Source organism: Methylosinus sp. DMC45 (genome assembly GCF_056313885.1).
Window position 1 is genome coordinate 1 of sequence record NZ_JBQUZK010000035.1, and the last position, 26,392, is coordinate 26,392.

At 64.4% G+C, this 26,392-nt stretch carries 24 protein-coding genes and 1 riboswitch; of the genes, 15 read left to right on the plus strand and 9 right to left on the minus strand.

Annotation, left to right across the window (positions count from 1 at the left end):
• Window positions 1–214: 214 nt before the first annotated feature.
• A complete protein-coding gene (gene fixJ, locus ACT53T_RS08135; RefSeq protein ID WP_400768174.1) occupies window positions 215–913 on the minus strand; it encodes a response regulator FixJ in 699 nt (232 codons plus the stop codon).
• 317 nt (window positions 914–1,230) lie between these two features.
• Between fixJ and ACT53T_RS08140 the strand changes: the two genes are divergently transcribed.
• From ACT53T_RS08140 to ACT53T_RS08155, 4 genes are all read left to right on the plus strand, one after another.
• On the plus strand, window positions 1,231–1,638 hold the full coding sequence (locus ACT53T_RS08140) for a hypothetical protein (RefSeq protein WP_476160838.1): 408 nt from the start codon (window positions 1,231–1,233) through the stop codon (window positions 1,636–1,638).
• A gap of 100 nt (window positions 1,639–1,738) precedes the next feature.
• A complete protein-coding gene (locus tag ACT53T_RS08145) occupies window positions 1,739–2,290 on the plus strand; it encodes a NifU family protein (protein ID WP_018265716.1) in 552 nt (183 codons plus the stop codon).
• A 46-nt stretch (window positions 2,291–2,336) separates the two neighbouring features.
• Window positions 2,337–3,029: a tRNA (adenosine(37)-N6)-threonylcarbamoyltransferase complex dimerization subunit type 1 TsaB gene (gene tsaB, locus ACT53T_RS08150; RefSeq protein ID WP_476160839.1), complete on the plus strand. Its 693-nt coding sequence runs from the start codon at window positions 2,337–2,339 to the stop codon at window positions 3,027–3,029.
• An 11-nt stretch (window positions 3,030–3,040) separates the two neighbouring features.
• Window positions 3,041–3,532, plus strand: a complete 492-nt coding sequence (locus tag ACT53T_RS08155; protein WP_026191350.1) for a GNAT family N-acetyltransferase — start codon at window positions 3,041–3,043, stop codon at window positions 3,530–3,532.
• Between the two features lie 7 nt (window positions 3,533–3,539).
• On the opposite strand, the gene ACT53T_RS08160 is transcribed toward ACT53T_RS08155, so the two are convergent.
• A complete protein-coding gene (locus ACT53T_RS08160; RefSeq protein ID WP_476160840.1) occupies window positions 3,540–5,990 on the minus strand; it encodes a TonB-dependent receptor in 2,451 nt (816 codons plus the stop codon).
• Between the two features lie 140 nt (window positions 5,991–6,130).
• On the opposite strand from ACT53T_RS08160, the gene ACT53T_RS08165 reads away from it, so the two are divergent.
• The 5 genes from ACT53T_RS08165 (at window position 6,131) to ACT53T_RS08185 (ending at window position 10,905) form a co-directional block, all read left to right on the plus strand.
• On the plus strand, window positions 6,131–6,946 hold the full coding sequence (locus ACT53T_RS08165) for a lysophospholipid acyltransferase family protein (protein ID WP_476160841.1): 816 nt from the start codon (window positions 6,131–6,133) through the stop codon (window positions 6,944–6,946).
• Between the two features lie 72 nt (window positions 6,947–7,018).
• Window positions 7,019–8,401 (plus strand): tRNA (N6-isopentenyl adenosine(37)-C2)-methylthiotransferase MiaB, encoded by a 1,383-nt coding sequence (miaB, locus tag ACT53T_RS08170; protein WP_476160842.1) that lies wholly within the window; start codon window positions 7,019–7,021, stop codon window positions 8,399–8,401.
• Window positions 8,398–9,444: a PhoH family protein gene (locus ACT53T_RS08175; protein ID WP_476160843.1), complete on the plus strand. Its 1,047-nt coding sequence runs from the start codon at window positions 8,398–8,400 to the stop codon at window positions 9,442–9,444. The genes miaB and ACT53T_RS08175 overlap by 4 nt, the downstream gene beginning before the upstream one ends.
• Window positions 9,441–9,959, plus strand: a complete 519-nt coding sequence (gene ybeY, locus ACT53T_RS08180; protein WP_018265723.1) for an rRNA maturation RNase YbeY — start codon at window positions 9,441–9,443, stop codon at window positions 9,957–9,959. The genes ACT53T_RS08175 and ybeY overlap by 4 nt, the downstream gene beginning before the upstream one ends.
• Entirely contained in the window at window positions 9,952–10,905 is a 954-nt protein-coding gene (locus ACT53T_RS08185; protein ID WP_476160844.1) for a hemolysin family protein, read from the plus strand. Before ybeY ends, ACT53T_RS08185 begins: the two co-directional genes overlap by 8 nt.
• A 197-nt stretch (window positions 10,906–11,102) precedes the next feature.
• Here ACT53T_RS08185 and ACT53T_RS08190 read toward each other — a convergent pair whose 3' ends face one another.
• The 3 genes from ACT53T_RS08190 to ACT53T_RS08200 form a co-directional block, all read right to left on the minus strand.
• Window positions 11,103–11,645, minus strand: a complete 543-nt coding sequence (locus ACT53T_RS08190) for a hypothetical protein (RefSeq protein ID WP_476160845.1) — start codon at window positions 11,643–11,645, stop codon at window positions 11,103–11,105.
• A gap of 63 nt (window positions 11,646–11,708) precedes the next feature.
• Window positions 11,709–12,272 carry a DUF7676 family protein gene (locus ACT53T_RS08195; RefSeq protein WP_476160846.1) on the minus strand — a complete coding sequence of 188 codons (564 nt, stop codon included), beginning with the start codon at window positions 12,270–12,272 and terminating at the stop codon, window positions 11,709–11,711.
• 24 nt (window positions 12,273–12,296) lie between these two features.
• Window positions 12,297–14,321 carry a TonB-dependent receptor plug domain-containing protein gene (locus ACT53T_RS08200; RefSeq protein WP_476160847.1) on the minus strand — a complete coding sequence of 675 codons (2,025 nt, stop codon included), beginning with the start codon at window positions 14,319–14,321 and terminating at the stop codon, window positions 12,297–12,299.
• Between the two features lie 111 nt (window positions 14,322–14,432).
• A riboswitch (cobalamin riboswitch) is annotated at window positions 14,433–14,637 on the minus strand.
• A 135-nt stretch (window positions 14,638–14,772) separates the two neighbouring features.
• Here ACT53T_RS08200 and ACT53T_RS08205 point away from each other — a divergent pair.
• Window positions 14,773–15,204 carry a cupin domain-containing protein gene (locus ACT53T_RS08205; RefSeq protein WP_018265728.1) on the plus strand — a complete coding sequence of 144 codons (432 nt, stop codon included), beginning with the start codon at window positions 14,773–14,775 and terminating at the stop codon, window positions 15,202–15,204.
• Between the two features lie 5 nt (window positions 15,205–15,209).
• On the opposite strand, the gene ACT53T_RS08210 is transcribed toward ACT53T_RS08205, so the two are convergent.
• On the minus strand, window positions 15,210–16,661 hold the full coding sequence (locus ACT53T_RS08210) for an NAD-dependent succinate-semialdehyde dehydrogenase (protein WP_476160848.1): 1,452 nt from the start codon (window positions 16,659–16,661) through the stop codon (window positions 15,210–15,212).
• A gap of 309 nt (window positions 16,662–16,970) precedes the next feature.
• Here ACT53T_RS08210 and ACT53T_RS08215 point away from each other — a divergent pair, with 309 nt between their 5' ends.
• The 5 genes from ACT53T_RS08215 to ACT53T_RS08235 all read left to right on the plus strand — a co-directional run bounded on the left by ACT53T_RS08215 (window position 16,971) and on the right by ACT53T_RS08235 (window position 23,657).
• Window positions 16,971–18,860: an extracellular solute-binding protein gene (locus ACT53T_RS08215; protein ID WP_476160849.1), complete on the plus strand. Its 1,890-nt coding sequence runs from the start codon at window positions 16,971–16,973 to the stop codon at window positions 18,858–18,860.
• A gap of 6 nt (window positions 18,861–18,866) precedes the next feature.
• Window positions 18,867–19,976 (plus strand): microcin C ABC transporter permease YejB, encoded by a 1,110-nt coding sequence (locus tag ACT53T_RS08220; RefSeq protein ID WP_400768207.1) that lies wholly within the window; start codon window positions 18,867–18,869, stop codon window positions 19,974–19,976.
• A gap of 33 nt (window positions 19,977–20,009) precedes the next feature.
• The gene (locus tag ACT53T_RS08225; RefSeq protein ID WP_400770284.1) at window positions 20,010–21,152 is read left to right on the plus strand and encodes an ABC transporter permease; all 1,143 of its coding nucleotides are present in this window, start codon (window positions 20,010–20,012) and stop codon (window positions 21,150–21,152) included.
• 8 nt (window positions 21,153–21,160) lie between these two features.
• The gene (locus ACT53T_RS08230) at window positions 21,161–22,786 is read left to right on the plus strand and encodes an ABC transporter ATP-binding protein (protein WP_476160850.1); all 1,626 of its coding nucleotides are present in this window, start codon (window positions 21,161–21,163) and stop codon (window positions 22,784–22,786) included.
• Window positions 22,787–22,874: 88 nt separating this feature from the next.
• Entirely contained in the window at window positions 22,875–23,657 is a 783-nt protein-coding gene (locus tag ACT53T_RS08235) for a purine-nucleoside phosphorylase (protein ID WP_476160851.1), read from the plus strand.
• An 8-nt stretch (window positions 23,658–23,665) separates the two neighbouring features.
• Here the strand turns inward: ACT53T_RS08235 and ACT53T_RS08240 are convergent, their stop codons facing one another.
• From ACT53T_RS08240 to ACT53T_RS08250, 3 genes are read right to left on the minus strand one after another with little or no spacing between them, the layout of a single operon-like run.
• On the minus strand, window positions 23,666–24,118 hold the full coding sequence (locus ACT53T_RS08240; RefSeq protein ID WP_476160852.1) for a MaoC family dehydratase: 453 nt from the start codon (window positions 24,116–24,118) through the stop codon (window positions 23,666–23,668).
• Between the two features lie 5 nt (window positions 24,119–24,123).
• Window positions 24,124–24,972, minus strand: a complete 849-nt coding sequence (locus ACT53T_RS08245; protein ID WP_476160853.1) for a C40 family peptidase — start codon at window positions 24,970–24,972, stop codon at window positions 24,124–24,126.
• Window positions 24,969–26,363: a leucyl aminopeptidase family protein gene (locus ACT53T_RS08250; RefSeq protein WP_476160854.1), complete on the minus strand. Its 1,395-nt coding sequence runs from the start codon at window positions 26,361–26,363 to the stop codon at window positions 24,969–24,971. Before ACT53T_RS08250 ends, ACT53T_RS08245 begins: the two co-directional genes overlap by 4 nt.
• Window positions 26,364–26,392: the final 29 nt, after the last annotated feature.

Below are 26,392 nucleotides of genomic sequence, written 5' to 3' on the forward strand. Positions count from 1 at the left end.
TGCTCCGAGCCGCTCCCGGAGCTTCGCCGCGCGCCCAAATGACCCTGTCTCTTTGGCGAAGACAAGGCCTTCCACGCAACGCAAACCCTTTATCGTCCGGCTGTGACCCGTTCGCTACAGGCCATGGTTAACAAAAAATAGGACGCTCCGGGAGTCGGAGCGTCCTCGAAAGACACAGGATCGAATGACGCGCGCGACGATAGCGGGCCGCGCGTCAGCCCTTGCCGCGCGCCTGCTCGGCGGCGAGCGACATGCGCACCAGCTCGGAAAGGCTGCCGGCGTTCATTTTCAGCATCACATTGGCGCGATGGACCTCCACCGTGCGAACGCTGATGCCGAGCTCGCGGCCGATGACCTTGTTCGGCATGCCGTGCAGAAGGCGCTCGAGCACCTCGCTCTCGCGCGCGGTGAGAGTCTGCAGCCGCGCCTCAATGGTCTGCGTCTCGGCGGCGCGGAACTGCTCCTCGCGCTCATAGGCGAGCGCCAGACGCACGCAGGCGATCAGCGCTTCATTGTCGAAGGGCTTCTCCAGAAAGTCGAAAGCGCCCTGCTTCATCGCCTGCACGGCGAGCGACACATCGGCGTAGGCGGTGATGACGACGACCGGCAAGGACAAGCGCCGCGCCTTCATCGCCTCCAGCAGCTCTATGCCGGTCATCTCCGGCATGCGCGCATCCGTCACCACGCAGCCGGTGTCGCCCGGCTCCACCGACGCCAGAAGATGGCTGGCGCTCTCATGGGCGCGGACCCGAAAGCCGTCCGTGGACAGCAGCAGGCTGAGAGAATCACGAACGGCGTCGTCGTCGTCGACAATATGGATCGTGGCGTCTCGATTCGTCCTCTCCTGCGGAATGGAGCACATCCGCCGAGACGTATCGTCGACGAGCGCGCCCGTCAGCGGCATCTGGACCATGTGCATCGCTCGTCTCGAGAGAAAAAGGCGGCGCATTGACGCGCCGGCGCAGGAAACGCGACGCATCGTTGCGCATCGCGTGGCGGCGGACAGATCATCATCAAGAACCTCGGAATAACCAACCGCGAAAAAGCTCTATGCTCGACCCATGCGCCGACTTTCGATCGGCGTGACCCGCGCTATAATCATTATTCGGGCGCTACAGAGATTGACAAACTGGGGAATGCACGTACTCGGGAAACGCGCAGGTGCGAATCACGAACGCATGTTCGATCATCATTCATGCAGCGCGGCGCGCCGCGGCTTTTTCGCACGCCATGGCGACGACGAGACGCATTTTCCTCGCATTCATGACGGCCGCGACTCTGCACGGAGCCCGAGCGCAAGAGATCGCGCGCGCCGATGATGACGGGCGCGCGCAATGGCTGCGTCAGATCGCCGAAGCGCGCGAGCGCTATGACGCTTTCGCGTCGCGCATGGTCGCCGATTTCGACCGCATGGCCATCAGTCGGGCGGAACGCGAGGAGGCGCGGCTCGACGACCCCACATTGCGGCCCGGCGACATTGTGGTCACGGCCACGGGCCTGCTGATGTTCAAAGGCTCCAGCAAATTCATTCCCGACCTCTCCGATTTCGAGCCGATCGGCGAAGCCCGCGCGCGCCGCTCGGACCATGGCGCGGCGCTGCTCGACATATTGCGCGCCCACGCCCGCGCCGGCCGCTGAAGGCGAATGCGGCAGTTGCTGCGACGCGGCGGATTTCGTGCTACATAGGCTCCGAAATATCGCCACGCCGGCCTTGAACCGGACGCCGCGGAGAAGACAAATGTTCATTCAGACCGAATCCACGCCCAATCCCGCCACTCTGAAATTCCTGCCCGGCCGCCCGGTCCTCGCCGAGGGCGCGCGCGAGTTCCGCACGCCGGAGGCCGCCGCCGCCTCGCCGCTCGCCGGCGCGCTGCTCTCCATCGCCGGCGTCGAGGCGGTGATGTTCGGCCCCGATTTCGTCTCCGTCACCAAGACGGACGCCGAATGGGCGCATCTGAAGCCGGCCATTCTCGGCACGATCATGGAGCATTTCAGCTCGGGCCAGCCGATCGTCGTCGACGGCGCCGAGGCCGCGCCGGCCGAATTCTTCGATCCCGCCGACGCCGAGACGGTCGCGCAGATCAAGGAGCTGATCGTGACGCGCGTGCGTCCGGCGGTCGCCAATGACGGCGGCGACATCACCTTCCGCGGCTTTCGCGACGGAACCGTCTATGTGGCGATGAAGGGCTCCTGCTCCGGCTGCCCCTCCTCCACCGCCACGCTCAAGAACGGCATAGAAAATATGCTGCGCCATTTCGTGCCCCAGGTCACGTCGGTGCAGCAGGTTTGAGAGGCCGCTTTGAAAGCCGCGCGAAACCCGTCATAATCCGCCGGCAATGAGAATCCTCGCCATCGACACGGCGCTTCCCGCCGTCTCCGCCTGTGTGCTCGATCTGGGCGCCGCCGATCCGCTCGCCGTCGAGACGGCGCCGATGGAGCGCGGCCACGCCGAGGAATTGCTGCCGCTCCTCGAGCGCGTCGTCGCGGCGGCGGGCGGCGGCTTCGGCTCCATCGGTCGGGTGGCGGTCACGGTCGGGCCGGGCTCCTTTACCGGCATCCGAATCGGCCTCGCGGCCGGCCAGGCCATCGCCCTCGCCGTGAAGGCGCCCATCGTCGGCGTCTCCACGCTGGCGGCGTTGGCGGCGCCTTATGTTCTGCTGCCCTATGACGGCGTGGTGGCGGCGGCGATCGACGCCCGCCATGGCCAGGTCTATGTGACCGCCTATGGGCCGGACGGCCGCACACTGCTGTCGCCGCGCCGCGTCGGCGCCCATGAGGCGCTGCGCGCGCTCGGCTCCGGCCCGCTGCGGCTGATCGGCTCCGGCGCGCCGCTGCTGGCCGAGGAAGCTCGCCTCGCCGGCCTCGAGGCAGAGGTCGCCAGCCGCGCGCCGGCGCCCGATATCGCCTTTGTGGCCCGGCTCGGCCTCGTCGCCGATCCAGCGACCGCGCCGGCGCGCCCGCTCTATCTAAAGGCGCCGGACGCCAAGCCGCTGGAGCGCGCGCCGCAAGACGCCCCCGCGGGCGCATGAGCTCCAGCGTCATGAGCTTGTTTTCGACCTTCTTTCCGAAGCCCCATTATGTGATCCGCCCCATCGGCGCCGATCACGCCTATGATTGCGCCAAGATTCACGCGGGCTCCTTCGCCTTCCCGTGGTCGAAGATCGATTTCGAGAGCCTTTTGACCGACCGCACCGTGCTCGCCGACGGCGCGATGAACGAGCGGCTGCTGAAGGACGAGATGGGCGGCATGGCGCTGTCCCGGCTGCTGCCGCCGGACGCCGAGATTCTGACCTTCGCCGTCGATCCCGCCCGCCGCGGCGTCGGACTCGGAAGGGCGCTGCTCGCGGCGCATCTCGGCAATCTCGAGCGCGGCGGGGCGCGCCTCGTCTTTCTCGAGGTGGGCGAGGACAATGCCGCGGCGCTGAAAGTCTATGAGAAGCTGGGCTTCAAGACGATCGGCCGGCGCGAGAATTATTATCAGCGGCCCAATGGCGAGCGTCAGGCGGCGCTGACGATGCGCTGCGAGCTGTGAGGCTCCGTCACTCCAGCCTTACCAGAAGCGTGCCGCCGAAGTAGCGCGGCGCATTTTGCATGCCGACGGTCGCCTGTGTCGTGGCGTTGCCTTGCGACCACGCCGTAATGTACCGCTGATCGAAGATATTCTTGGCCCATAGCGACACTGTGTATTTTTGGTCGTCGGTGCGTAGGCCGAGGCCCGCATTCACGATCGAATAGGCGGGTTGCCAGTATTGAAGCACGGAAAACGGGTGGGTCAGCTGAGTCTTGTCCTGCCAAGCGAGATTGACATAGCCGAATCCTGTGATCGAGCGCTCCCAATCAGGACCGAGATCCTGAAAAATAGGTCCCAAAGGATGCTCGTAATTGACGCCCACATTGATCGCCCATTTCGGCAGATTCTCCCAACGCGTGTTCGAACGCGACAGGGTCAGGGGCGCCTTGACGAAGCCTGCCGGAGTCGGATTGGGCGTCGGCCATATCCAATCGGACGGCGGAGCCGCGTTCGAATAATCGATGTAGCGCGCCTCGGTATAAGCTCCATTGAAGCTGAACCACAGCCTCTCGAGCGGATTCCATCGGCCGGTGAACTCGAAGCCGCGCAGCCGGACATGCGGCACATTTCCCATATAAGTCAGGCGCAGGGGTTGCCCGGTGCTATCTGAATAGCTCGTGTCGACCTGCGAGGCCTGAAAATTGTAAATGTCGGTCCAATAGAGGTTGAAATTGGCGATGAGCTTTCCGTCGAGCCAATTCGTCTTGGCGCCGAGCTCATAGTCCCAATTGCTTTCGGCCTTGGTGATGACAGGTTGAAACCCCTTGAATGTCGCGCCGGAGAGAATCGGCAGGGCCGCGACATTCGCCGCGCCCGCCTTCTCGCCACGCCCGACGAGGCCGAAGAGAAGAATATTCTCACTGTATTTGAAGGATGGGTTGAATGCTCCCGTGAGCATGTTGCGTGTAGCGCGCGTTCCGCCGGTGTCGAAAAAGCCGGATCCGAGCGCGCCACGAATGGCCGTGTCCACTTGCGCCGGAGAGAATTTGGCGCTCAATGCCTCCTCCCAGCCGAAATCGGAACCTTCTTTGCTCTCGTAGCTGTCTCGCAAGCCGAAAGTCAGCGACCACTGCTCGTCGAGATGGTAGGTTCCTTGTCCAAATCCGGCGGCCTGAAAGGTCGTCGATTTTCCGTCCTTGTGATAAATGAAGCCATTGAGCAGCGCGGGGTCGGTCGTTGGAGAATTGTACCATCGTGCGGCGTCAGACCCAAAGTCATTATGGCTATAAGACCAAAATTTCTCGTAGAATAGATAGGTTCCGAATTGCCACTCCAAGGCTACGTCCTTCGCAGAAGCAAAGCGAAACTCCTGAGAATATTGGTCTACATATGTATTAACTGGGCTATTATTTATCTCTAAAGTCTGGAATCCTGTCATAGGACCATGTGGATGCGTCAGAAACGCGCCCCAAGCGGTGATCGACGTCAGCGTGTTCTCGCCAATCTGCCAATTCAGCTCATTCGACGCCCCGATCGTGCGAGTGTGATGCGTGCCGCCACGCGTGTAATATGGCTTGTAGGGATCAGTCGTGAGAAGGACGCGGCCGAGCCGCGACCATAGCGTTTGCGAATATGGCGCCGCCAGTGTCCCGTTGGCGAAGAGCTGCGCCGAATCGCCGAATGGCCCGTTCAAAAAGCTGTTGTACTCGTCCGACATCAGCCGAAAGAAAATCAGCCTGTCGGTGACGTTCTCGCCGACATAGAGCAATTGACCGCGTGCGCCCCAGCGATTGTTGTTCAGGACCTCGGCGCCGGTGTTCTGATCGCGGATCCAGCCATCGCCCTTATCGAGGTAGAAGGTGGCGCGATAAGCGAGCTTGTCGTCTACGACCGGCCCTGTGACATTTAATTTCTCGATAAAATGAGTGTAGTTTGCAAAGGAGGTCTCGAATGTGGCCCGACGTTCGAAGGACGGAAGCTGAGTGCGGACGATGACATTGCCGACCGTCGTGTTCTTGCCGCCGGCCGTGCCTTGCGGACCGAGGCCGAGCTCGAAAGATTCGAGCTCGACATAATCGGCCCATTGGAAGCCGACATGCTTGTAGAAGACATTGTCGACGACGAATCCCGTCTGCGACTCGACGCCCGCGGCAGTTCCGACTCCTACGCCGACCCCGCGAATAGCAGGGGTCGTCGTCTGCGGATTGGCGATGTTCGGCCGATAATTCGGCACCAGTTGCGAAAAGTCGGACAGACGCTCCAGATGTTCCTCTGTGGCCTTCTCGCCCGCGACAATCCCGGCCGACCGGGGCGTCTTCAGCAGGACTTTCTCCTCCTGTAGGGTCAATCCATTCTCGCTCTTGGCGCCGACCTGGACGTCCTCGACCACAGCGTCTTCCGCTTTCGCTGCGAACGCCAACGCCAGAGCGCCGACGGCGACGCCGGAGAGTAGAAAACGCGAAAACGTGATCATGGTCATCTCGAGGCCCCAAATAATTAATATTTCCTATCGGCTTAATATTTTTATTGCCGAGCCGTCAAGGCTACGCGCGCCTCGCTGGAAATAGCGGAACCGCCCGGCTGTCACGAAACCGTCGTTCGCGCGTTAGAGACAGGGCCATGCCTTATCTGCGCGCGCTCGCTTTTGTCCTGGCGATGACCGGGGCCTTCGTCGTCTTCGTCCCCATCCAATGGCTGGCGCGGAGACGGCGCTGGGAGCTGCGCCACAATATTCAGACCGGCTTTTGCCGCGTGATGTGCGCCATCATCGGCATTGAGGTCCGCGAGAGCGGCCGGCTCGCCGGCGAGAGCCCCCGATTCGTCGTCGCCAATCATGTCTCCTGGACCGACATCATCGCCCTCGCCAGCCGCTATCCGCTGGTTTTTCTGGCGAAGTCAGAGGTCTCCTCCTGGCCTGTGCTCGGCTTTCTGGCGCGATTGCAGGGCACGGTCTTCGTCGAGCGCGGCAATCGACGCGCGATCCCCATCGTCAATGCGGCTCTGGCGGAACGGCTGCGGCAGGGCGACGATATCGTGGTCTTCGCGGAAGGCACGTCGAGCGACGGCGCCGGCGTGCTGAAATTCAACGCCTCGCATTTTGCCATGCTGAGCGATCTCGCCGCCGCCAATGCGGCCGCGCCCACGCTCGCCCCGGCCGCCATTCTCTACACGGAGCGAAAAAGCGCGCCCGGCGGCCGACTGGACGTCGGCTGGTACGGGGATATGACATTCCTCCCACATTTATGGAGTCTTATGAAGCGCGGCGGCGCAAAATGCCATATATTGTGGGGCGAGGCCGTGGACCCCGGCTCCGGCGACCGCAAGGCTCTCGCCGCCGCCACCGAGGCGCGCGTGCGAGAACTTCTGGCGACGGACGTTGCGGGCCGGGAAAGCGAGAGTAATATCGCCCCGGCGCGAGACCCCGCCGCCCGTTGAGGAGAAACCAAGATTTCCGACGCCGCATCGAAGCCCGCGCCCGCCTTACCCCTCGAGCAAGCGCCGGGAGCCGTGGGACCCGCGAAAGCCTATGTCAAATCATATGGCTGCCAGATGAACGTCTATGACGCGACGCGCATGGCCGATCTGCTCGCGGCGCGCGGCTATGCGGAGGCCGCCGATGAGGACGACGCCGATCTCGTCGTGCTGAACACCTGCCATATTCGCGAGAAGGCCACGGAAAAGGTCTATTCCGAGCTCGGCCGCCTCGCCAAGCTGAAAAGCGAGCGCGGCGCCGAAGGCCGGGACTATCGAATCGTCGTCGCCGGCTGCGTCGCCCAGGCGGAGGGCGAGGAGGTGCTGCGCCGCCAGCGCGCGGTCGATCTCGTCGTCGGGCCGCAGAGCTATCATCGCCTCTCCGATCTATTGACCCGCGCCGAAGCGGGCGAGCGCGTCGCCGAGACGGATTTCGCCGTCGCCGACAAGTTCGAGGCGCTGCGCCGCGCGGCGGCCGCGGGCAAGCGCGTGCGCGACGTCACGGCCTTCGTCACGGCGCAGGAAGGATGCGACAAATTCTGCTCCTTCTGCGTGGTGCCCTACACGCGCGGCGCCGAAATATCGCGTCGCCCAGAAGAGATCGTCGAGGAGGCGGAGGCGCTGGCCGCGGCCGGCGTGCGCGAGCTGACCATCATCGGCCAGAACGTCAACGCCTATAGCGGCTTGGACGAGAGTGGCGCGCCCTGGTCCCTGCCCCGCCTGCTGGCGCGGCTGGAGCGTATCGAAGGCGTCACGCGGCTGCGCTACACCACCAGCCATCCGATCGATATGACGCAGGAGCTGATCGACGCCCATGCCGAGCTGCCGACTCTGGCGCCCTTCGTGCATCTTCCGGTGCAATCCGGCTCGGATCGCATTTTGAAAGCGATGAACCGACGCCATGACGCGCGCTTTTATCTGGACATTGTCGCGCGGCTGCGCGCGGCGCGGCCGGATATCGCGCTGTCCTCGGACTTCATCGTCGGCTTTCCCGGCGAGACCGACGCGGATTTCGAGGCGACGCTGGCGCTCATTCGCGCGGTCGGATACGCGTCCACTTTTTCGTTCAAATATTCGCCGCGCCCCGGCACGCCGGGCGCCGAGCGCGCGGATCAGATCGACGAGCGCGTCAAATCCGAGCGGCTCGCCATTCTGCAGGCGCTGGTCGAGGAGCAGCGGCAGGCGTTCAACGCCGCCACTGTCGGCCGCACGGTCGAGGTCTTGTTCGAGAAGCCGGGCCGGCACGAGGGTCAGATCGCCGGCAAGAGCCCCTATATGCAGCCCGTCCATGCGATGGGCGGCCTGGAGCTGATCGGAAAGACTCTGCCGGTGACGATTGTCGCCGCCGGCTCCAATTCGCTGGCCGGCGGCATCGTCGGCCGAACGAGCCTTGAAGCTGTGAGGGAGGCCGCCCTGTGACGCTCGACCGCGAGAGACGGGTCTTCGAACAGCCGGACGCGCCGCGTTCGGGCGAGCCGGAGGCGGAGATCACGCTCGCCTTCGAGGATAATCGTTACGCCTCGCTGGTTTTCGGCCTCTATGACCAGCATCTCGCCAAGATCGAGCGGCGCCTCGCCGTCTCCTGCTTCGCCAATGGCAATCATGTCACGCTGAAGGGGCGCGCCGAGGCCTGCGAGCAGGCTCGCCGCGTGCTGGAAATTCTCTACGGCCGCGTGCAGCTCGGCCAGAAGGTGGGATTGGGCGACGTGGATGGCGCCATTCAGGAATCGGCCCGCCAGGGCAGCCTATTTCCCGAGGCGGAGCCCGGCCGCGCGGTCTTCGAGCAAGTTTCGACGCGCCGACGCGGTCCTGTGCGGGCGCGAAACCTCGCCCAGGATCTCTATCTGCGGGCGCTGAAGCGCTATGAGCTGGTGTTCGCCGAAGGGCCGGCCGGCACGGGCAAGACCTGGCTCGCCGTCGGCCATGCCGTCTCGCTGCTCGAGCAGGGCGTGGTCGAGCGCATCATTCTCTCGCGCCCGGCGGTGGAGGCCGGCGAGCGCTTGGGCTTCCTGCCCGGCGACATGCGCGAGAAGGTCGATCCCTATCTGCGGCCCATCTATGACGGACTCCATGATTTCATGGATCCGCGCATGGTGGAGCGCGGCATTCAGACCGGCATGATAGAAGTGGCGCCGCTCGCCTTCATGCGCGGGCGCACGCTCACCAAGGCCTGCGTTTTGCTAGACGAAGCGCAGAACGCCACTTCCATGCAGATGAAAATGTTCCTCACCCGTCTCGGCGACGGATCGCGTATGATCATCAATGGCGACCCGTCGCAGACCGATCTGCCGCCCGGCCAGAAATCCGGGCTGAGCGAAGCGATCGCGCTGCTTTCCAATATCGAGGGGGTCGGAAGGGTGAAATTCGCCGAGGGCGACGTGGTGCGCCACGACCTCGTGCGGCAAATCGTCGGCGCCTATGAGGCGGCCGGGCGGGAGAAGGCGAAGCCTCGAGAATCATGAGCGTCGCGATCGACATTATCGTTACTGCGCCCTGCTGGGATCAGCAGGCCGGGCTCGACGAGCTGACGCAGAGTACCGTGCGCGAGTGCGTCGCCCAGACGGCGGCGCCGCTCGCGCCGGGCTGCGAGCTCAGCGTCAACTTCACTGATGACGCGACGATCCGCGAATTGAACGCGCAATGGCGCGGCATGGACAAGCCCACCAATGTGCTCTCCTTCGAGACGCCCGGCCCGCTCGCGCGCCGCATGGCGCTCGGCGATATCGTCATCGCGCATGAGACCGTCGCGCGCGAGGCGGCGGAGCAGGACAAGAGCTTCGACGCGCATCTCACCCATTTGCTCATTCATGGATTTCTGCATCTGATCGGCTACGACCATCAAGCTCCACGGGAGGCCGAAGAGATGGAGGCGCTGGAGCGCCGCATAGCGGCGGCGCTCGGCCTCAATGATCCTTACGAAGGCTCCGAGCTCGTGGCGGAGGCTTCATCCAAAGGAAAATCGAACGGCGATGTCTAGGACGGACAATGGCGAGCACGCGGCCACGAGGCGCGAGCAGCGAAGCGGCATCGTCGATCGGCTGCGCGCGCTCATCGGGCTCGGCTCGCCCTCGGTGCGCGAGGACATAGAGGAGGCGCTGGAAGGCGCCGCCGGCGATGTGACGCCGCATGAGCGCGTGCTGCTGAAGAATGTGCTGGCCCTGCATGATCTGCGCGTCGCCGACGCGATGATCCCGCGCGCCGATATCGTCGCCGTCGCGCAGGACGCCACGCTCGGCGAGACGCTGGCGCTGTTTCGCAACGCCGGCCACTCGCGACTGCCCGTCTATGGCGACACGCTCGACGATCCGCGCGGCATGATCCATATTCGCGATTTCGTCGATTATCTCGCCTCGCTCGCCGAACGCGCCGAGCCCGTGATGGGGGAAGCGCCGGCGCCGAGCGAGCACGCGCCGACGGTCTCGCTCGCCGCAATCGATTTTTCCGCTGAGCTCTCCACCGTCACCGTGCTGAAGCCGGTGCTCTATGTGCCGCCCTCCATGCCGGCGCTCGATCTTTTGGTGAAGATGCAGGCGACGCGCACGCATCTCGCGCTCGTCATCGACGAATATGGCGGCACGCATGGTCTCGTGACGATGGAGGACATCGTCGAGATGATCGTCGGCGACATAGAGGACGAGCATGACGTCGATGAGGAGCCGCGCATAGAGACCGTGTCCGACGGCGTTTATCTCATCGACGCCAAGGCCGATCTCGAGGAAGTCTCGCAGCGGCTCGGCGTCGATTTCACGCCGGAGGACGACGGCGCCGAAGTGACGACGCTCGGCGGGCTCGTCGCATCGCTCGCCGGCCATGTGCCGATGCGCGGCGAGATCGTGCCGGCGCCAGTGGACGGCTGGGAATTCGAGATCGTCGAAGCCGATCCACGCCGCGTCGCGCGCCTGCTGGTGCACGCGCCGAAATAGGCGCCTGCGTCATCGAAGCCGAACGGTTTTAAAAGAGCGAGCCTGAAGGCTCGCGGTCTAGGAGAGCACTCGAACAGCCGCGCTTGGACCGCGAGCCTTCAGGCTCGCTTCTCGAGACACGTCGATCCATCCGACGCGGACACCGACGTTCGCGTCATTCTCCCCAAGGAGAGAATGACGCGCGCCAATGACATGCTTCAAACGCGCAACGACACGACCCGCCGCCCAGCGCCAATGGCCGCACAGACGAGGGCAAGGGCCCAGAGCCCGAAGAAAGCGCCGGCGTTGATGGCGAAGATGCGCGCGACGCTGGCGAGCGCATAATGCGACACATCGCCGCCCACCGCGCGGGTGATCGCGAAGAGCGCGCCCTCATAGACGAGAAAGCTCGCGGCGAGCGCAGCGAAGGGCGCGCCGGCGCCGATCGACATGCGCGCCGCAAAGCGCGCAGTCTCGCAGCAGATGAGCGCGACGAGTCCGAGCGCGCCGCCCCAGGCGAGCGTCTCGAAGTCCAATGGATAATGCAGCATGGTGAAGCCGACGAGCTGATTGGCGAACCAGATCGCCGCCGTCAGCGCCAGCGCATTGCGCCGCGTGCTGGTGAGCGCCGCAATGGCGGCGAAGCCCGCGAGCGGCGCCGCGCAAGCGAAAGCCAGCGAGAAGAAGGCGCCGACGAGAATGAGCGCGCCGCTCCACAGCAGATTGCGCTCGTCGATGATGGGAAGTGAAAGCCTTGTCATGCGATGCTCCTTATTTATGAGCGGGGACGAACGCCCTGCTCTGCCGAAGGTCAATGCCGAAGATCAATGCGCCGGCCGATCGAGCGGATCGGGCTCGACGAGCCCGAGCCAGCGCGCCCGCAACGCATCCCACAATGAGAGCCGCGACCAATCGGGCTCACGCAGGACTTTCTCCGTTTCTGGATGCAGAAACGGATTGGGCAAGAGCACGGCGAGCTGCTGCTCATCCGCGCCATTGAGCAATTGCAGGCTCCAGGACATTGGAACGCATGTGCCGGAGAAGCGCCGATGCAGCTCCGCACGCGCCGTGCGCCTGCGCCGCGCGAGCTCCGGCGACGTCGGCCGGCTGCGCGGTCCTTTCGTCTCGCCGATGCAGACATGAAAATGCGTCTGCCCAAAAGCGATGGTGAGATAGCCGTCGAGAAGACCGATATGCGTCGGCGCATGATCGACATGAATCTCGAAGGCCGCGCCTTGAATGATCGGCCCGAACACGATCTCGCGCCAATGATTTTGAAAAAGATCGCGCAGCAGCGCTTCGAGGCTCTGCGCGTCGGTCGGCAGAGCGAAGACATCGACCGGCGTTCCATCCGGCTCCAGGCGCCTTTGCGGCGTCGCATTCGTCATTGGTTCATTCTCCCTGAAACCTCATCACCAGCTGAATTTCACGCCGCCATAGATGGAGCGTCCCGCCGTTCCGTAATCGTAGACTTCCTCATAGCGCGCATCATTGACATTCTCGATCCGCGCGAACACAGACATGCGTTCGTCGATCTTGTAATCGGCGAAGAGATCGAGCTTGGCGTAAGGCGCGAGCGTCACGCGCTGCGAGAAAATATAGTCATAGTCGGGATTGGGCCCGACGTAGCTGAGGCGCGCCTCGAGCTCCAGCCCTGCGATTCCCGTGTAGATGAGGGAGCCCGTCGCCTTGTCGCGCGGCCGACGGTACAGGCTGCGATGCGTCGTCAGATTTTCCGCGGCGAGATGCGTGTAGCTGGCGCGCAAGCGCCATTCGCCGGGAATGACGATCGCCTCGCCGGAGAATTCGACGCCTTTCGTGCGCGCGCGGCCGACATTGTAATAGCAGCCGAAAGCCTGTGTCGCAGAGCAGCTCGGCGCGCGGCCGAATTCAATGAGATCGCGAAAGCGATTTTCGAACAGCGACACGGAGGCATAGAGACGCTCGCCGAACAAGGATTGATCGACGCCGACGTCATATCCGACGCTCGTTTCCGGCGCGAGCGTCGGATCGCCATATTGGCTGAAGCGCTGATAGAGCGAGGCGACGCGCGCGCCCGTTCCGGCGCTGCCGCGCAATTTGGTCCCCGTCTCCTCGAGGCGGTAAGCGGCGGTGGCGCGCCATGTCGCGAATGTGCGATTTTGATCGACGGCGTCGATACGTCCGCCATAGGACAGATCGACGCGCTCGAGCAAGGTGAGCTTATGCTGCGCGAAGCCCGAATGCGTCGTCTGCGCAGCGTCGATCGGCGTGAATGTGGTCGGCGGAACAGGGTCCTGCGACGTGCGGACAGACTCCGTCTCATTGCGAGCGCCGAAGGTCAGAAGGCCGAATTCGCCGAGCGTGAGATCGCCCTGATATTCGAAGCCGCGCCGCGTTCCACGATAGCCGCGCCGGCAATTATAGGCGTCGAAGCTCGCATCATAGCAGGAGCGCGCCTGCCAGACGTCGCGGTTCGTCACATTGCCGAACAGAGTGAAACGATTGTGCAATGCGCGATCGAACATGTCGGCGTCGACGCGCGCAAAGCCTTGCGCGAATGTCGCATGCTGATGGTTCTGCGGATCGTAGGCGTCGATCGCCGAGAAGGAATAGGGATTGTCGAAGCGGATCGCGCTGTCATAGCCGAAGAAACCGGCCGCGACCGCGACATCCTCATTCATGCGATAGCCGAGGCGCGCGCTGGCGCCGCCCTTTCTGGTCGGATCATTGGGCGGCAGAGGCGGCAGAGGCGTCTTGCCGTCGCCGATCGTCAGCGGGCGCGCAATGCGATAGCCATAGCGCGGATGGCCGTCGATCGTCAGCGCATCGATCGCGAATGCGTACCACAAGCGATCCTCGCTTCCCGAGACGCGCGCGCGCAAATGTCCGGTTCCATAGGAGCCGCCTTCCAGGGAGAGAGACGCGCGCGGCCGTCCCTCGCCTTTGCGCGTGACGATGTGAATGACGCCGCCCATCGCATCCGAGCCATAGAGCGCCGATTGCGGGCCGCGCAGCACCTCTATGCGCTCTATGTCCGTGGCGACGAGGCCGCCGAGATCGACGGAGCCGTCGGTGGAGGACGGATCGCCGATGCGCACGCCATCGACGAGGACGAGCGTCTGGCCAGGCGTCGCGCCGCGTAGAAACACGGAGGTCTGCGCGCCGGGACCGCCCGTCTCATAGAGATCGAGGCCCGGCGCGCCGCGCAGCGCCTCGGTGAGGCCGGTCGCGCCGCGCTTCTCGATCTGCGCGGACGGAATGACGGTGACGGAGGAGGAGGATTTGTCGACGCGCTCCTCGACGCGATCGGCGGAGACGATGGTCGCCGCGCCGATCTCAACCGTGGGCAGAGCCTCCTGCCCCGCGGCGGAAGCGGGAAGGAGAAGCGAGGCGGAAAGAAACGCAATATGAGAAGCAGCGCCCGTGAGGGCGGCCCGATGGGACAGGGAGGACATTGCCGGAAGACTCGCAGCAGACGTGGGCCGTCACTGCGAAAGGTCGCGACCCTCTCGCGCTATGCGAAAAGGGTCTCGGCCGCCTCGGTGCACCCCGCCCGACGCTATCGCGCGTGACCACGACTGATGGCAGGTCTCCTGGCTCGCGGGTCAGCGCCTTCGGATCGCCTTCCCGGAGCGCATGGCTCCAGTGGCTCGTTTGATCCTCGGCTCGCCGCTCACAGTTGCGGGGGCAGCCGCGGCTTCGCGCCGTCGCCGACGCTCACCGCATTCCCTTTTGATCCCTCGAGAGGGAACCATCGCCTTTCAATAGAGCCGCACAGCGCTCCCCTGTCAAGCACGCGGAACGAAGCCGCGCGCGGCGCGTTGGAACTGCGGCGGGACTCGTCCCCGGAACTCGCGCCCGGAACTCGCGCCATGGAAAATTCGATTAGAATTTCGGAGAAGATCAATGAGCGCCATTCACCTCGTCGCCACCAATGACCTGCCGCGCGCCAAAGTCGGCGGCGTGGACGATCCGAGCGTGCGCTGGGCGGGCGCCTTCGCCTCCTGCGGCGAGCATGGCGCGACGCAATCCTCGACCATCGTCTATGAGATCGAGCCCGGCGGACGGCTCGGCTGGCACACGGACGCCACCGAGGAGACGCAATATATTCTCGGCGGCTGCGGCGAATTGCGCGCAGAAGGCGGCGTCGTCCATCACGTGCGGCCGGGCGACGTCTTCGTCATTCCGACGCCGCTGCGGCATGATCTCGTCAACACGGGCGAGGAAACGCTGCGCGCCGTCGCCTTCTTCGCGGCGCCGATGTTCACGCAGCGTTTCGACAATGTGATGATCGCGCCCGACGTGCATGTGCTGGGCACGCCGAACCGCGCAGGCTGAACGCCTCACATATTGCCGAGACAGACATATTTGATCTCGAGATAGCTCTCTATTCCGTATTTGGAGCCCTCGCGTCCCATGCCCGATTGCTTCACGCCGCCGAAAGGCGCCGCCTCGCTCGACATCAGCGACTCGTTGACGCCGACCATGCCGAACTCCAGCTGCTCGGCGACGCGGAACACGCGCGCTATGTCGCGGCTGTAGAAATAGGCGGCGAGGCCATAATGCGTCGAATTGGCGAGGCGGAGCGCCTCCGCTTCATCCTCGAAAGTGGTGATCGCGGCGACGGGACCGAAGATCTCCTCCGCGAAAATCTGCATGTCCGGCCGCGTGTCGAAGAGCACGGTCGGCGCATAGAAATTGCCGCCGAGCTCATGGCGTCCGCCGCCGGTCAGCACTTTCGCGCCGCGCGCGCGGGCGTCGGCGACGAGACGCTGGACCTTCTCGACCGCCGCCTCCTCGATCAGCGGACCGATGACGACGCCGGGCTCGACGCCGCGCCCGACCTTCAGCCTGGAGGCCGCCTCGGCGAGCTTGGCGCCGAAGGCCTCGGCGACGTCTTTCTGCACGAGGAAGCGATTGGCGCAGACGCAGGTCTGGCCGCTGTTGCGATATTTGGTCGCGAGCGCGCCCTTCACCGCGAGATCGAGATCGGCGTCGGCAAAGACGATGAAAGGCGCGTTGCCGCCGAGTTCCATCGAGCATTTCTGCACATTCTCCGCCGCCTGGCGCAGAAGAATCTTCCCCACCTCGGTCGAGCCGGTGAAGCTGATCTTGCGCACTGTCGGATTGGAGGTGAACTCGGCGCCGACGCTGGCGGGGTCGTTGGTCGTCACCACATTGAGCACGCCGTCCGGCACGCCGGCACGCTGCGCGATCTCGGCCATCGCTATCGCCGAGAGCGGCGTCAGCTCGGCCGGCTTCACCACCATCGTGCAGCCGGCGGCGAGCGCCGCGCCGGCCTTGCGCGCGATCATGGCGGAAGGAAAGTTCCAGGGCGTGATCGCGGCGGTGACGCCGATCGCCTGCTTGAACACGAGAATGCGCTTCTCGCGCGCCTGCTGCGGAATCACATCGCCATAGACGCGGCGGCCCTCCTCCGCGAACCAGTCGAAATAGGCGGCGGCATAGGCGATCTCGCCGCGCGCCTCGGCGATCGGCTTGCCCTGCTCCGCGGTGATGATCTGCGCGAGGCGCTCCTGATCGGCGAGCAGCAGATCATGCAGGCGCCGCAATATTTGCGCGCGCTCCTTGGCGAGCTTGCCGCGCCAGCCGGGCAGCGCGCGCTCGGCGGCCTCGATCGCGCGGCGCGTCTCCGCTGCGCCCAAGTCCGGGACCTCGGCCAATACCGCGCCCGTGGCCGGATCGCGAACGGCGAAGGTCGCGCCATTGTCGGCGGCGACGAAGGCGCCGTCGATGAAGGCCTGGTGGCGGAACGGGCGGGGCTCTCTGGTCATCTCGGCTGCGCTCCCGACGCGATACGAAAGGGGCCATCGAATACGGCGCCTTGGCCAGCGGACACAACATTTAGCTTCCGCAATTCTCGCGGGGCCGGCTCGCCCGCGGTCCCGCTGCCCGAAAAGCGGCGCTTTCCTCGCGTATCCGGCGCCCTCCCGCGGAAGGCGGAACCGCGGCCCCGGCTCGCGCGTCATATGGGAAGCGACTGCAATCTCATATGGCTTCATCCCGAAAATCCGACATAATCGCGGGATTCGCGTGAGCCGTCGCGCTCACGCCAGCCCTGACGCCCCGAAAGCGAGATCACCTTGGCTGAAACACGCAATTTTCTTCCTGTGACGCGCCGCCGGGCGCTCGCCGCCCTCTCGAGCCTCGCCGGGCTCGCCCTGCCGGGATGGGCCATCCGCCCCGCCTTCGCCGAAGCCGCGCCGGGCGAGACCGAGAGCCACGGGCTCTCCATCTTCGGCGAGCTCGCCGAGCCGGCGGACTTTCCGCATTTCGCCTATGTGAACCCCAAGGCGCCCAAGGGCGGAACGTTGGTGATGGAGCCGCCGCCGCCCGAGATGAGCAGCTACGATTCGCTCAACCCCTTTATTTTGCGCGGTAATCCGGCTGCGGGCATCGGACTCGTCTACGATACATTGATGGCCGGCAGCCTCGACGAGCGCGACGCGCTCTACGGCCTCGTCGCCAAGCAGGTCCGCATATCCGCCGACAAACTCACCTACACTTTTATCCTACGCAGAGAAGCGCGTTTTCATGACGGCACGCCGCTCACTGCCCATGATGTCGCCTTCTCGCTCGATATTTTGAAAAATGAGGGCCATCCGTCGATCTCGCAATCGTTACGCGACCTCGTGAGCGCGACGGCGATCGCAGACGACATTCTGGTCGTCAAGCTCGCGCCGAGCCGCACGCGCGACCTGCCGATCGTGGTCGCCAGTCAGCCGATTTTCTCCAAAGCATATTATACGAAGCACAAGTTCAACCAGACGACGATGGAGCCGCCTCTCGGCTCTTCGGCGTATAAGGTCGGGCCGTTCGATCCGGGCCGTTTCATTTCCTTCGAGCGCGTGCCGGACTATTGGGCGAAAGACTTGCCGGTCAATGTCGGCCAAGCCAATTTCGACGTGATCCGCTTCGACTATTACGCCGATCGCAACGTCGCCTTCGAGGCGTTCAAAGCCGGCTCCTTCACAGCGCACGAGGAGTTCACTTCCGCGATTTGGGCGACAGGCTACGACTTCCCCGCCTTTCGCGACGGGCGCGTCAAGCGAGAGGAAATCCCCGACTACAACAACTCCAACTCTCAGGGCTGGTTTCTGAACATTCGCCGGCCGGTTTTTTCCGATCCGCGCGTGCGCAAGGCCCTCGGCTACGCTTTCGACTTCGAATGGACCAATCACAATCTTATGTATGATTCCTACAAGCGGACGAGCTCCTATTTCGAGAATTCGGACCTCGAGGCCGTAGGTCCGCCGACGCCTGCCGAGCTCGCGCTGCTGGAGCCGTTTCGCGATCAGCTGCCAAAAGAAGTCTTCGACGCGCCTTTCCAGCCGCCCGTCTCCGATGGATCAGGACAAGACCGCAATCTGCTTCGCAAGGCCGTCGATCTGCTGACTGAGGCCGGGTGCACGCGCAAGGACGGCGTGACGCGCCTGCCGAGCGGCAAACCGATCGAAGTCGAATTTCTCTATAATTCGAGCTTCTTCGAGCGTCTCACCCAGCCCTTCGTCAAAAATCTGAAGCTCATCGGGGTCAACGCGCGTATCCGGATCGTCGACTCCGCGCAATACAAGGCGCGGCTCGACGATTTCGACTACGACATCATCATGGAGCGCCCGCGCATGGGCTATTCGCCGGGCGAGGAGCTGCGCGTCATGTTCGGCTCCCGAGCGGCGCGAACCAAAGGCGAGCGCAATGTGATCGGCGTCGCCGATCCGGTCGCCGACGCCCTCATCGAAAAGGCGCTGCTTGCAAACTCGCGCGCCGAACTCGTCGCAATCTGCCGCGCTCTCGATCGTGTGCTGATCGCGGGCTATTATTGGATTCCGCATTATTACAAGCCGACGCATTGGATCGCCCATTGGGATGTGTTCGGCCGCCCGGAGCGCTACCCACGCTTCGACCCGGGCATAGCCGCGACATGGTGGTGGGACGACTCCAAAGCGCGCAAGATCAACTACACGGGGCGTTGAACGAATATGGCCGCCTATATTCTGCGACGCCTGCTGCTGATGATCCCGACGATCCTCGGCATCATGCTCATCTCCTTCGCCATTGTGCAATTCGCCCCCGGCGGTCCCGTCGAGCGCGTCATCGCGCAGCTGCAGGGCTATGACATGGGCGCGACCTCGCGCTTTTCCGGCGGCGGCGGCGATGTCGGCCGCGGCGGCGCGGCGACTCCCGGCGCCGGCGCGGAAGGCGCCTCCAAATATCGCGGCGCGCAGGGGCTCGATCCCAAATTCATCGCAGAGCTGGAAAAGCAGTTCGGCTTCGACAAGCCGGCCTGGGAACGCTTCCTGCTGATGGTGAAAAATTACGCCGTCTTCGACTTCGGCCGCAGCTATTTTCGGGACGAGAGCGTGCTGAAGCTCATCGGCGAGAAGCTGCCCGTCTCGATGTCGCTCGGCCTATGGATGACGCTCATCTCCTATTCCGTCTCCATCCCGCTCGGCATCGCCAAAGCGGTGCGCGACGGCGAGCGTTTCGATTCTTGGACGTCCAATCTCGTCATCATCGGCTATGCGATACCGAGCTTTCTCTTCGCGATGCTGCTCATCGTGCTCTTCGCCGGCGGCTCCTTCTGGCAGATTTTCCCATTGCGGGGCCTCGTCTCGGAGAATTTCTCGGAGCTGTCGCTGCCGGCCAAGGTCGGCGATTATCTCTGGCACATCTGCCTGCCCGTGCTCGCCATGACGCTCGGCGCCTTCGCGACGCAGACCTTTCTGACCAAAAACTCCTTCCTCGACGAAATCCGCAAGCAATATGTGCAGACGGCGCGCATGAAGGGCCTGACCGAGAACCGCGTGCTCTACGGCCATGTGTTCCGCAACGCCATGCTCATCGTCGTCTCCGGCTTTCCGGGCGCCTTCGTGCACGCCTTCTTGACCGGCTCCGTGCTCATAGAGACGATCTTCTCGCTCGACGGGCTCGGCTATCTCTCCTACGAATCCATCGTCAATCGCGATTATCCGGTGGTGTTCGCCAATCTCTATATTTTCGCGCTGCTGGGCCTCGTGGTGAATCTGCTCTCGGACCTCACCTACACCTGGATCGATCCGCGCATCGATTTCGAGACGCGCGAGGTCTGACCGATGAACGAGACCAGCATCCCTGCCCCGACGATGAAGCTCGCGCCGGAAATTCCGGGCGGCGGGCTGTTTCACCTGCGGCCGATCGATCGCCGCCGGCTGCAGAATTTCAAGGCCAACTCCAGGGGTTATTGGTCCTTCTGGATATTCATGGCGCTTTTTCTGCTTTCGCTGGCGTCCAACTTCATCGCCAACGACAAGCCCGTGCTCGCCTATTACAAGGGCGAGCTGCTCTTCCCGATCTTCAAAGATTACCCGGAAGAGAAATTCGGCGGCTTTCTCGCGCGCACGGACTATCGTGATCCGACGATCGAGAAAGAGATCGACGCCAATGGCTGGATGATCTGGCCGCCGATACACTATTCCTACGACACGCATAATCTCGATCTGCCGACGCCGGCGCCCTCGCCGCCGACATGGCTGCTCACCAAGGCGCAATGCGAAGCCGCGGCGGCAAAAAAGCTCGGGCCCGACAAAGCGCATCTCGGCTGCTCGGCGATCGAATGGAACTGGCTCGGCACGGATGACCAAGGCCGCGACGTCGTCGCGCGCCTGCTCTATGGTTTCCGACTATCGGTGCTGTTCGGCCTCATTCTGGCGAGCATCTCCTCCATCGTCGGCGTCGCGGCGGGCGCCGTGCAGGGCTTTTTCGGCGGGTGGATCGATCTCGTGTTCCAGCGCTTCATCGAAGTGTGGTCGTCGCTGCCGCAGCTCTATCTGCTCATCATCGTGTCGTCCTTTCTGGCGCCGGGCTTCTTCGTGCTGCTCGGCATATTGCTGCTCTTCTCCTGGGTGTCACTGGTGCATGTGGTGCGCGCGGAATTTCTGCGCGCGCGCAATTTCGAATATGTGAACGCCGCGCGCGCGCTCGGCCTCTCCAATTTCCGCATCATCACGCGCCATCTTCTGCCCAACGCCACGGTCGCGACCTTGACCTTCCTGCCCTTCGTGCTCAATTCCTCGATCACGACGCTGACCTCGCTCGACTTTTTGGGCTTCGGCCTGCCGCCGGGCTCGCCGTCGCTCGGCGAGCTTCTGCTGCAAGGCAAATCCAATCTGCAGGCGCCCTGGCTCGGCCTCACCGGCTTCGTCATCATCGCGCTGATGCTCTCGCTTCTGGTGTTCATCGGCGAAGCCGTGCGCGACGCCTTCGACCCGCGAAAGACCTTCCGGTGAACGATCAAATGGATTCCCCCCTCCTCGACGTCCGCGATCTGTCCATCGCCTTCGCCCAAGGCGGCAAGGAGACGCTCGCGGTCGATAAAGTCTCCTTCTCCGTCGAACGCGGGCGCACGCTGGCGCTGGTCGGCGAGTCAGGCTCCGGCAAATCCATCACCGCGCTCTCGATCGTGCGGCTGCTGCCGCCTGCGGCCGTACATCCGTCGGGACGCATCGACTTTTCCGGCAAAGACATTCTGAAGCTCTCGGACGCCGAGCTGCGCGCCATTCGCGGCGCGAAGATCACGATGGTGTTTCAGGAGCCGATGACATCGCTCAATCCGCTGCAGACGATCGAGCAGCAGATCGGCGAAATCCTCGAGCTGCATGGCGCGCGCGGCGCCGAAAAAATCCGCGCGCGAGTCGTGGAGCTGCTCGGCGAGGTCGGCATTCCAAACCCGTCCGAGCGTCTCACCGCCTTTCCGCATCAATTGTCGGGCGGCCAGCGCCAGCGCGTGATGATCGCCATGGCGCTCGCCAATCGGCCGGACCTGCTCATTGCCGACGAGCCGACGACAGCGCTCGACGTCACCGTGCAGGCGCAGATTCTCGCTCTGCTGGAGCGCGTGCAGAAGACCTATGGCATGGCCATGCTCTTCATCACCCATGATCTCGGCCTGGTGCGGCGCTTCGCCGATGATGTCTGCGTGATGCAGCACGGCCGCATCGTCGAGAAGGGCGATGTCGAGAAGGTCTTCTCGGCGCCCGAGCATCCCTACACCAAGGCCCTGCTCGCCGCCGAGCCCAAGGGCTCGCCGCCGCCGGATGACGAGAACGAGCCCGTTCTCGTCGCCGCCGACGACCTCAAGGTCTGGTTTCCGATCAAGCGCGGCTTTCTGCGCCGCACCGTCGGCCATATCAAGGCGGTGGACGGCGTCACCCTCGCGGTCCGCCGCGGCTCGACGGTCGGCGTCGTCGGCGAATCGGGCTCCGGCAAGACGACGCTCGGCCTCGCGCTGCTGCGGCTCATCCGCTCGGAGGGGCCGATCCTCTATCTCGGCGAGCGCATAGACGCGAAGACCGTCAAAGAAATGCGCCCGCTGCGCCGCGACATGCAGATCGTCTTTCAGGACCCTTACGGCTCGCTGTCGCCGCGCATGTCGATCGCGGAAATCGTCGCCGAGGGACTCGGCGTGCAGATGAAGGGTCTCTCCTTCGAGGAGACGCGCGAGATCGTCGCCAAGGCGCTGGCCGAGACGGGTCTCGACCCCGCCATGATGGACCGCTATCCGCATGAATTCTCGGGCGGCCAGCGCCAGCGCATCGCCATCGCACGCGCCATTGTGCTGAAGCCGAAATTCATCGTGCTCGACGAGCCGACCTCGGCGCTCGACATGTCCGTGCAGGCGCAGATCGTCGATCTGCTGCGCGAATTGCAGGCCAAGCACCGCCTCGCCTATCTCTTCATCAGCCATGATCTCAAGGTGGTGAAGTCGCTCGCCGCCCATCTCATCGTCATGCGCCACGGCAAGGTGGTGGAGGAAGGCCCGGCGGTAGACGTCTTCGCCGCGCCCAAGAGCGATTACACGCGCGCCCTCTTCGCCGCCGCCTTCCGCATCGAGGCCGAGCCGCACTCCGGCGACAAGGCCTGATTCCGATAGCGCCCATGCGCGCACTTGCGGCGACGCCTTCGCTTCGTCACACTCCACTGCGACGATTCGGATCCTTTCGAGGCTACTCATGAGCACGCGCGCAAGGGACGCGGCCGACATCATCGGCGCGCGCAATCCTCTGGGGCCGATCGAAACCGCGGTCGTGCTCGGACGCGAATTTCTCGCCGCCGCCGACATCGGCGAGCAGGCGGTCGCCATCCCCTATTCCGAGCTGCCGGGCTTTCCTCAGATCGAGGGCGGCGAGCTCGTGATCGGCCTCGTCGAAGGCGCGCCCATGCTGTTCCTCAAGGGCCGCTCGGAATTCTACGACAGCGGCGATCCCAGCCTGATGTCCTCGCCGATCGAGACATTGACGCTTTTGAACGTGCGGGCCCTGCTCTCCACCGGCCTCGCCACCTCCACCAACGCCGATTTTCAGCCCTCCTCCATTCTCTCCGTGACCGATCACATCAATTTCAGCGGCCTCAATCCGCTCATCGGCGCAACGGGACAGAATTTCGTGAATATGAACGGCGCCTATGACAAAAGGCTGCTGCGCCGCCTCAAGCAGGCCAGCGCAGGCGCCGGGGTGACGCTGCATGAAGGCGTCTTCATGTGGTTCTCCGGCCCGAGCTATGAGACGCCGGCGGAAGCCAAAATGGCCCGCATGCTCGGCGCCGACGCGCTCGGCGTATCGATCGTGCCGGAGGCAATACTCGCCAAGCGATTCGCGCTGCCTTTCGCGGCCGTGGCGCTCATCTCGGATTATGCGACGGGCTTCGCCGGCGGCAATCCGACCTATGATCCGAGCCGCGCCTCCGGCGTCATCGCCCTGCGGCGCCTGCTGCGCGCCTATCAAAAGGTGAAATAGCGCCGGCCTCACGGCCCGGTCGGTCGCCGAAAGGCGAGCACATCGGCAGCGAGCAGTTGCACGGTTTCGCCGCGCTGATTGGACGTCACGACGCGCATCTTCACCATTCCGCGATCGTTGCGCGACTTCGACGGCGCAATGCGCAGAATGGTCGCCTCGACGCTCAGAAGATCGCCTGGCCGCACGGGCCGCAGCCATTCGATCTTGCCGCCGACGCCGATCAGCCCGCCGGAAAATGACGCGCATTGCGTCAGCAGCCGCATGGTGAGCGAGGCCGTATGCCAGCCGCTGGCCACCAGACCGCCGAACAGGCTGTCCTTCGCCGCCGTCTCGTCGAGATGAAAGGGCTGCGGGTCGAATTTGGCCGCGAAAGCTTTGATCTCCTCCGTCGTGACCTCGACCGGCCCTCCATGAAAGCGCTGACCGACGAAGAGGTCTTCGAGATAGAGCGGCTCGGGCATTGTCGTCACTCGAAGATTCGCCGCACGCTCGTCACCGCCGAGCCAGAGGCCAAAATCCGCTCCCGCGCCGGCGCGAAGGGCTCGCTGGCGACCTGCAGATGAAAGGCGTTGGCGTGCAGCAGGCGCTCTGCGTCCTGCATTATGCCGACATGGCCTTTCCAAAAAACGAGATCGCCGCGCCGCATCGTCTCGCTTTCGGCGAGCGCGCGGCCGAGCGACTTCTCCTGCAAATCCGTATCGCGCGGCGCCTCTATCCCGGCGAAAGCGAGGGAGGTCTGCACCAGGCCAGAGCAATCGACGCCGAGCCAGCTCTTGCCGCCCCAAAGATAGGGCGCGCCGATGAGGCTCTCCGCCACAGCGACGAAATCCGTGACGCGCGCCGCGCGCGGGGTCAGATGCGTGCGATAGATGAAGCCGCCGCCGGCCTCTATGAGGAATTTGTCGCGCTCGCCGACGATCTCCACTTCGGCGCCGAGCGGCAGAGCGAGCAAGGGCGGGTCCTTGATCTCCGCTCGCGGAAAAACAAAGGTGCGGGGAACGCTGACGCGATGCGTCGGCATCTCTATGCGGCTCCAGAGCACATTGGCGGCGATCCAGCCGACATAGCCATCGCGCTCGAGCTGCGCCCAGGACCAGCCCTCCTCATCGTCATAGACGATGATGGTCTCGCCATAGAGCGCCTGCGTGTCGAGCCGTGCGTCCGGTCGCGGCTCGCGCTTCAGATCGGCGACGCCTTCCTTCACCTGCATGCGACGCCCATCGACGAAGCGCGCCGCCTCGACCTTGCCCTCGAGATGGCGCGCGGCGAGATCGGGCCGCGCCGGCGTCAGCCTTTTGTCGAAGCTCTCGCTCATGTCTTCACGCTCCAACGCGCGGCGCGCTCCTCGATCAGCTCGGCGAGCAGCCGCGCCGTCTGAATCTCGCCGCCCTCCGGCCGGCCCGGCTTGGCGGAAGGAGTCCAGGCGAAGAGATCGAAATGCGCCCATTTCTCCGGCTTGGCCACGAAGCGGCGCAAGAACAGCGCCGCGGTGATCGAGCCTGCATGTCCGCTCGACGACACATTCACAATGTTCGACGCTTTGCCGTCGAGCTGCGAATCATAAGGCTCCCACAAGGGCAGCCGCCAAACGGGATCGCCGAGCTTGCGGCCATAGGTCTCGATCTCCAGCGCCAGAGCATCGTCTCCCGTGTAGAAGGCGGGGAGCTCCGGGCCGAGCGCGACGCGCGCCGCGCCGGTGAGCGTGGCGAAATCGAGCAGCAGATCGGGGTCCTCCTCGGCGGCGAGCGCCAGAGCGTCCGCGAGAATGAGACGCCCTTCCGCATCCGTGTTGCCGATCTCGACCGAGAGGCCCTTGCGGCTCGGATAAATGTCGCCCGGCCGCATGGCGTCCGCCGAAATGGCGTTCTCGACGATGGGCAGCAGCACGCGCAGGCGCAGACGCGCGCCAGAGCCCATCAGAATATCAGCCAGCGCCAGCGCCGTGGCGGCGCCGCCCATATCCTTTTTCATCAGCAGCATGGCGCTGCTCGGCTTGATGTCGAGGCCGCCGCTGTCGAAGCAGACGCCCTTCCCCACCAGCGTCACCTTCATCGCCTCTTCCGGCCCGAAGCTGATGTCGACGAGCCGCGGCGCCTGCGCCGCCGCGCGGCCGACCGCGTGAACGAGCGGGAAATTTTCCGAGAGCAGCGCATCGCCGGCGATGACGCGCGCCTGCGCTCCATGCCGCGCGGCGAGCGCCAGCGCCGCCTCCGCCAGAGCCTCCGGCCCCAGATCATTGGCGGGCGTGTTGACGAGATCGCGACCGAAGCAGAGCGCGGCGGCGACGCGCTCTATGCGCGCGCGATCCGCGTCCTGCGGCGCGCAGAGGCGCGGGCGCTCCTTCTTGGGCGCGACATAGCGCGAGAAAGAATAGCCGCCGAGCAAAAAGGCGAGCGCGGCCGAATAGGAATCGGATACGCCTTCGCGCAGACGATAGAGGCCCGGCGGCAACAAGGTCGCGAGCTTGCCGGGAAGAAAAGGATCGCGATGGCGCGCCCCCGCCGCCTCCACGCCGAACAGAACCACCGCCGGCGCGCCCTGCGGCCCCGGCGCGAGCAGATGCGCGCCGACCTTGCCGTCGAAGCCGCAAGCGCGCGCAAAGGCGGCGATCGGCGGCGGCAGGGTCTCGGCGAGAATCGGCCAGCTCTCCTTATCGACGAAATCGATCGGCGTCGCCTCCGCCGTCCACTCCTCCAATCGGCTCATATCGCCCTCTTTTCGAGTTCGTTCCTGTC

Excerpts from the sequence above, each read along its gene's own strand:
- fixJ (WP_400768174.1), bottom strand. The coding sequence starts at position 913 with ATGGTCCAGATGCCGCTGACGGGCGCGCTCGTCGACGATACGTCTCGG.
- ACT53T_RS08140 (WP_476160838.1), top strand. The coding sequence starts at position 1,231 with ATGGCGACGACGAGACGCATTTTCCTCGCATTCATGACGGCCGCGACT.
- ACT53T_RS08145 (WP_018265716.1), top strand. The coding sequence starts at position 1,739 with ATGTTCATTCAGACCGAATCCACGCCCAATCCCGCCACTCTGAAATTC.
- tsaB (WP_476160839.1), top strand. The coding sequence starts at position 2,337 with ATGAGAATCCTCGCCATCGACACGGCGCTTCCCGCCGTCTCCGCCTGT.
- ACT53T_RS08155 (WP_026191350.1), top strand. The coding sequence starts at position 3,041 with ATGAGCTTGTTTTCGACCTTCTTTCCGAAGCCCCATTATGTGATCCGC.
- ACT53T_RS08160 (WP_476160840.1), bottom strand. The coding sequence starts at position 5,990 with ATGACCATGATCACGTTTTCGCGTTTTCTACTCTCCGGCGTCGCCGTC.
- ACT53T_RS08165 (WP_476160841.1), top strand. The coding sequence starts at position 6,131 with ATGCCTTATCTGCGCGCGCTCGCTTTTGTCCTGGCGATGACCGGGGCC.
- ybeY (WP_018265723.1), top strand. The coding sequence starts at position 9,441 with ATGAGCGTCGCGATCGACATTATCGTTACTGCGCCCTGCTGGGATCAG.
- ACT53T_RS08185 (WP_476160844.1), top strand. The coding sequence starts at position 9,952 with ATGTCTAGGACGGACAATGGCGAGCACGCGGCCACGAGGCGCGAGCAG.
- ACT53T_RS08190 (WP_476160845.1), bottom strand. The coding sequence starts at position 11,645 with ATGACAAGGCTTTCACTTCCCATCATCGACGAGCGCAATCTGCTGTGG.
- ACT53T_RS08195 (WP_476160846.1), bottom strand. The coding sequence starts at position 12,272 with ATGACGAATGCGACGCCGCAAAGGCGCCTGGAGCCGGATGGAACGCCG.
- ACT53T_RS08200 (WP_476160847.1), bottom strand. The coding sequence starts at position 14,321 with ATGTCCTCCCTGTCCCATCGGGCCGCCCTCACGGGCGCTGCTTCTCAT.
- ACT53T_RS08205 (WP_018265728.1), top strand. The coding sequence starts at position 14,773 with ATGAGCGCCATTCACCTCGTCGCCACCAATGACCTGCCGCGCGCCAAA.
- ACT53T_RS08210 (WP_476160848.1), bottom strand. The coding sequence starts at position 16,661 with ATGACCAGAGAGCCCCGCCCGTTCCGCCACCAGGCCTTCATCGACGGC.
- ACT53T_RS08220 (WP_400768207.1), top strand. The coding sequence starts at position 18,867 with ATGGCCGCCTATATTCTGCGACGCCTGCTGCTGATGATCCCGACGATC.
- ACT53T_RS08225 (WP_400770284.1), top strand. The coding sequence starts at position 20,010 with ATGAAGCTCGCGCCGGAAATTCCGGGCGGCGGGCTGTTTCACCTGCGG.
- ACT53T_RS08230 (WP_476160850.1), top strand. The coding sequence starts at position 21,161 with ATGGATTCCCCCCTCCTCGACGTCCGCGATCTGTCCATCGCCTTCGCC.
- ACT53T_RS08235 (WP_476160851.1), top strand. The coding sequence starts at position 22,875 with ATGAGCACGCGCGCAAGGGACGCGGCCGACATCATCGGCGCGCGCAAT.
- ACT53T_RS08240 (WP_476160852.1), bottom strand. The coding sequence starts at position 24,118 with ATGCCCGAGCCGCTCTATCTCGAAGACCTCTTCGTCGGTCAGCGCTTT.
- ACT53T_RS08245 (WP_476160853.1), bottom strand. The coding sequence starts at position 24,972 with ATGAGCGAGAGCTTCGACAAAAGGCTGACGCCGGCGCGGCCCGATCTC.
- ACT53T_RS08250 (WP_476160854.1), bottom strand. The coding sequence starts at position 26,363 with ATGAGCCGATTGGAGGAGTGGACGGCGGAGGCGACGCCGATCGATTTC.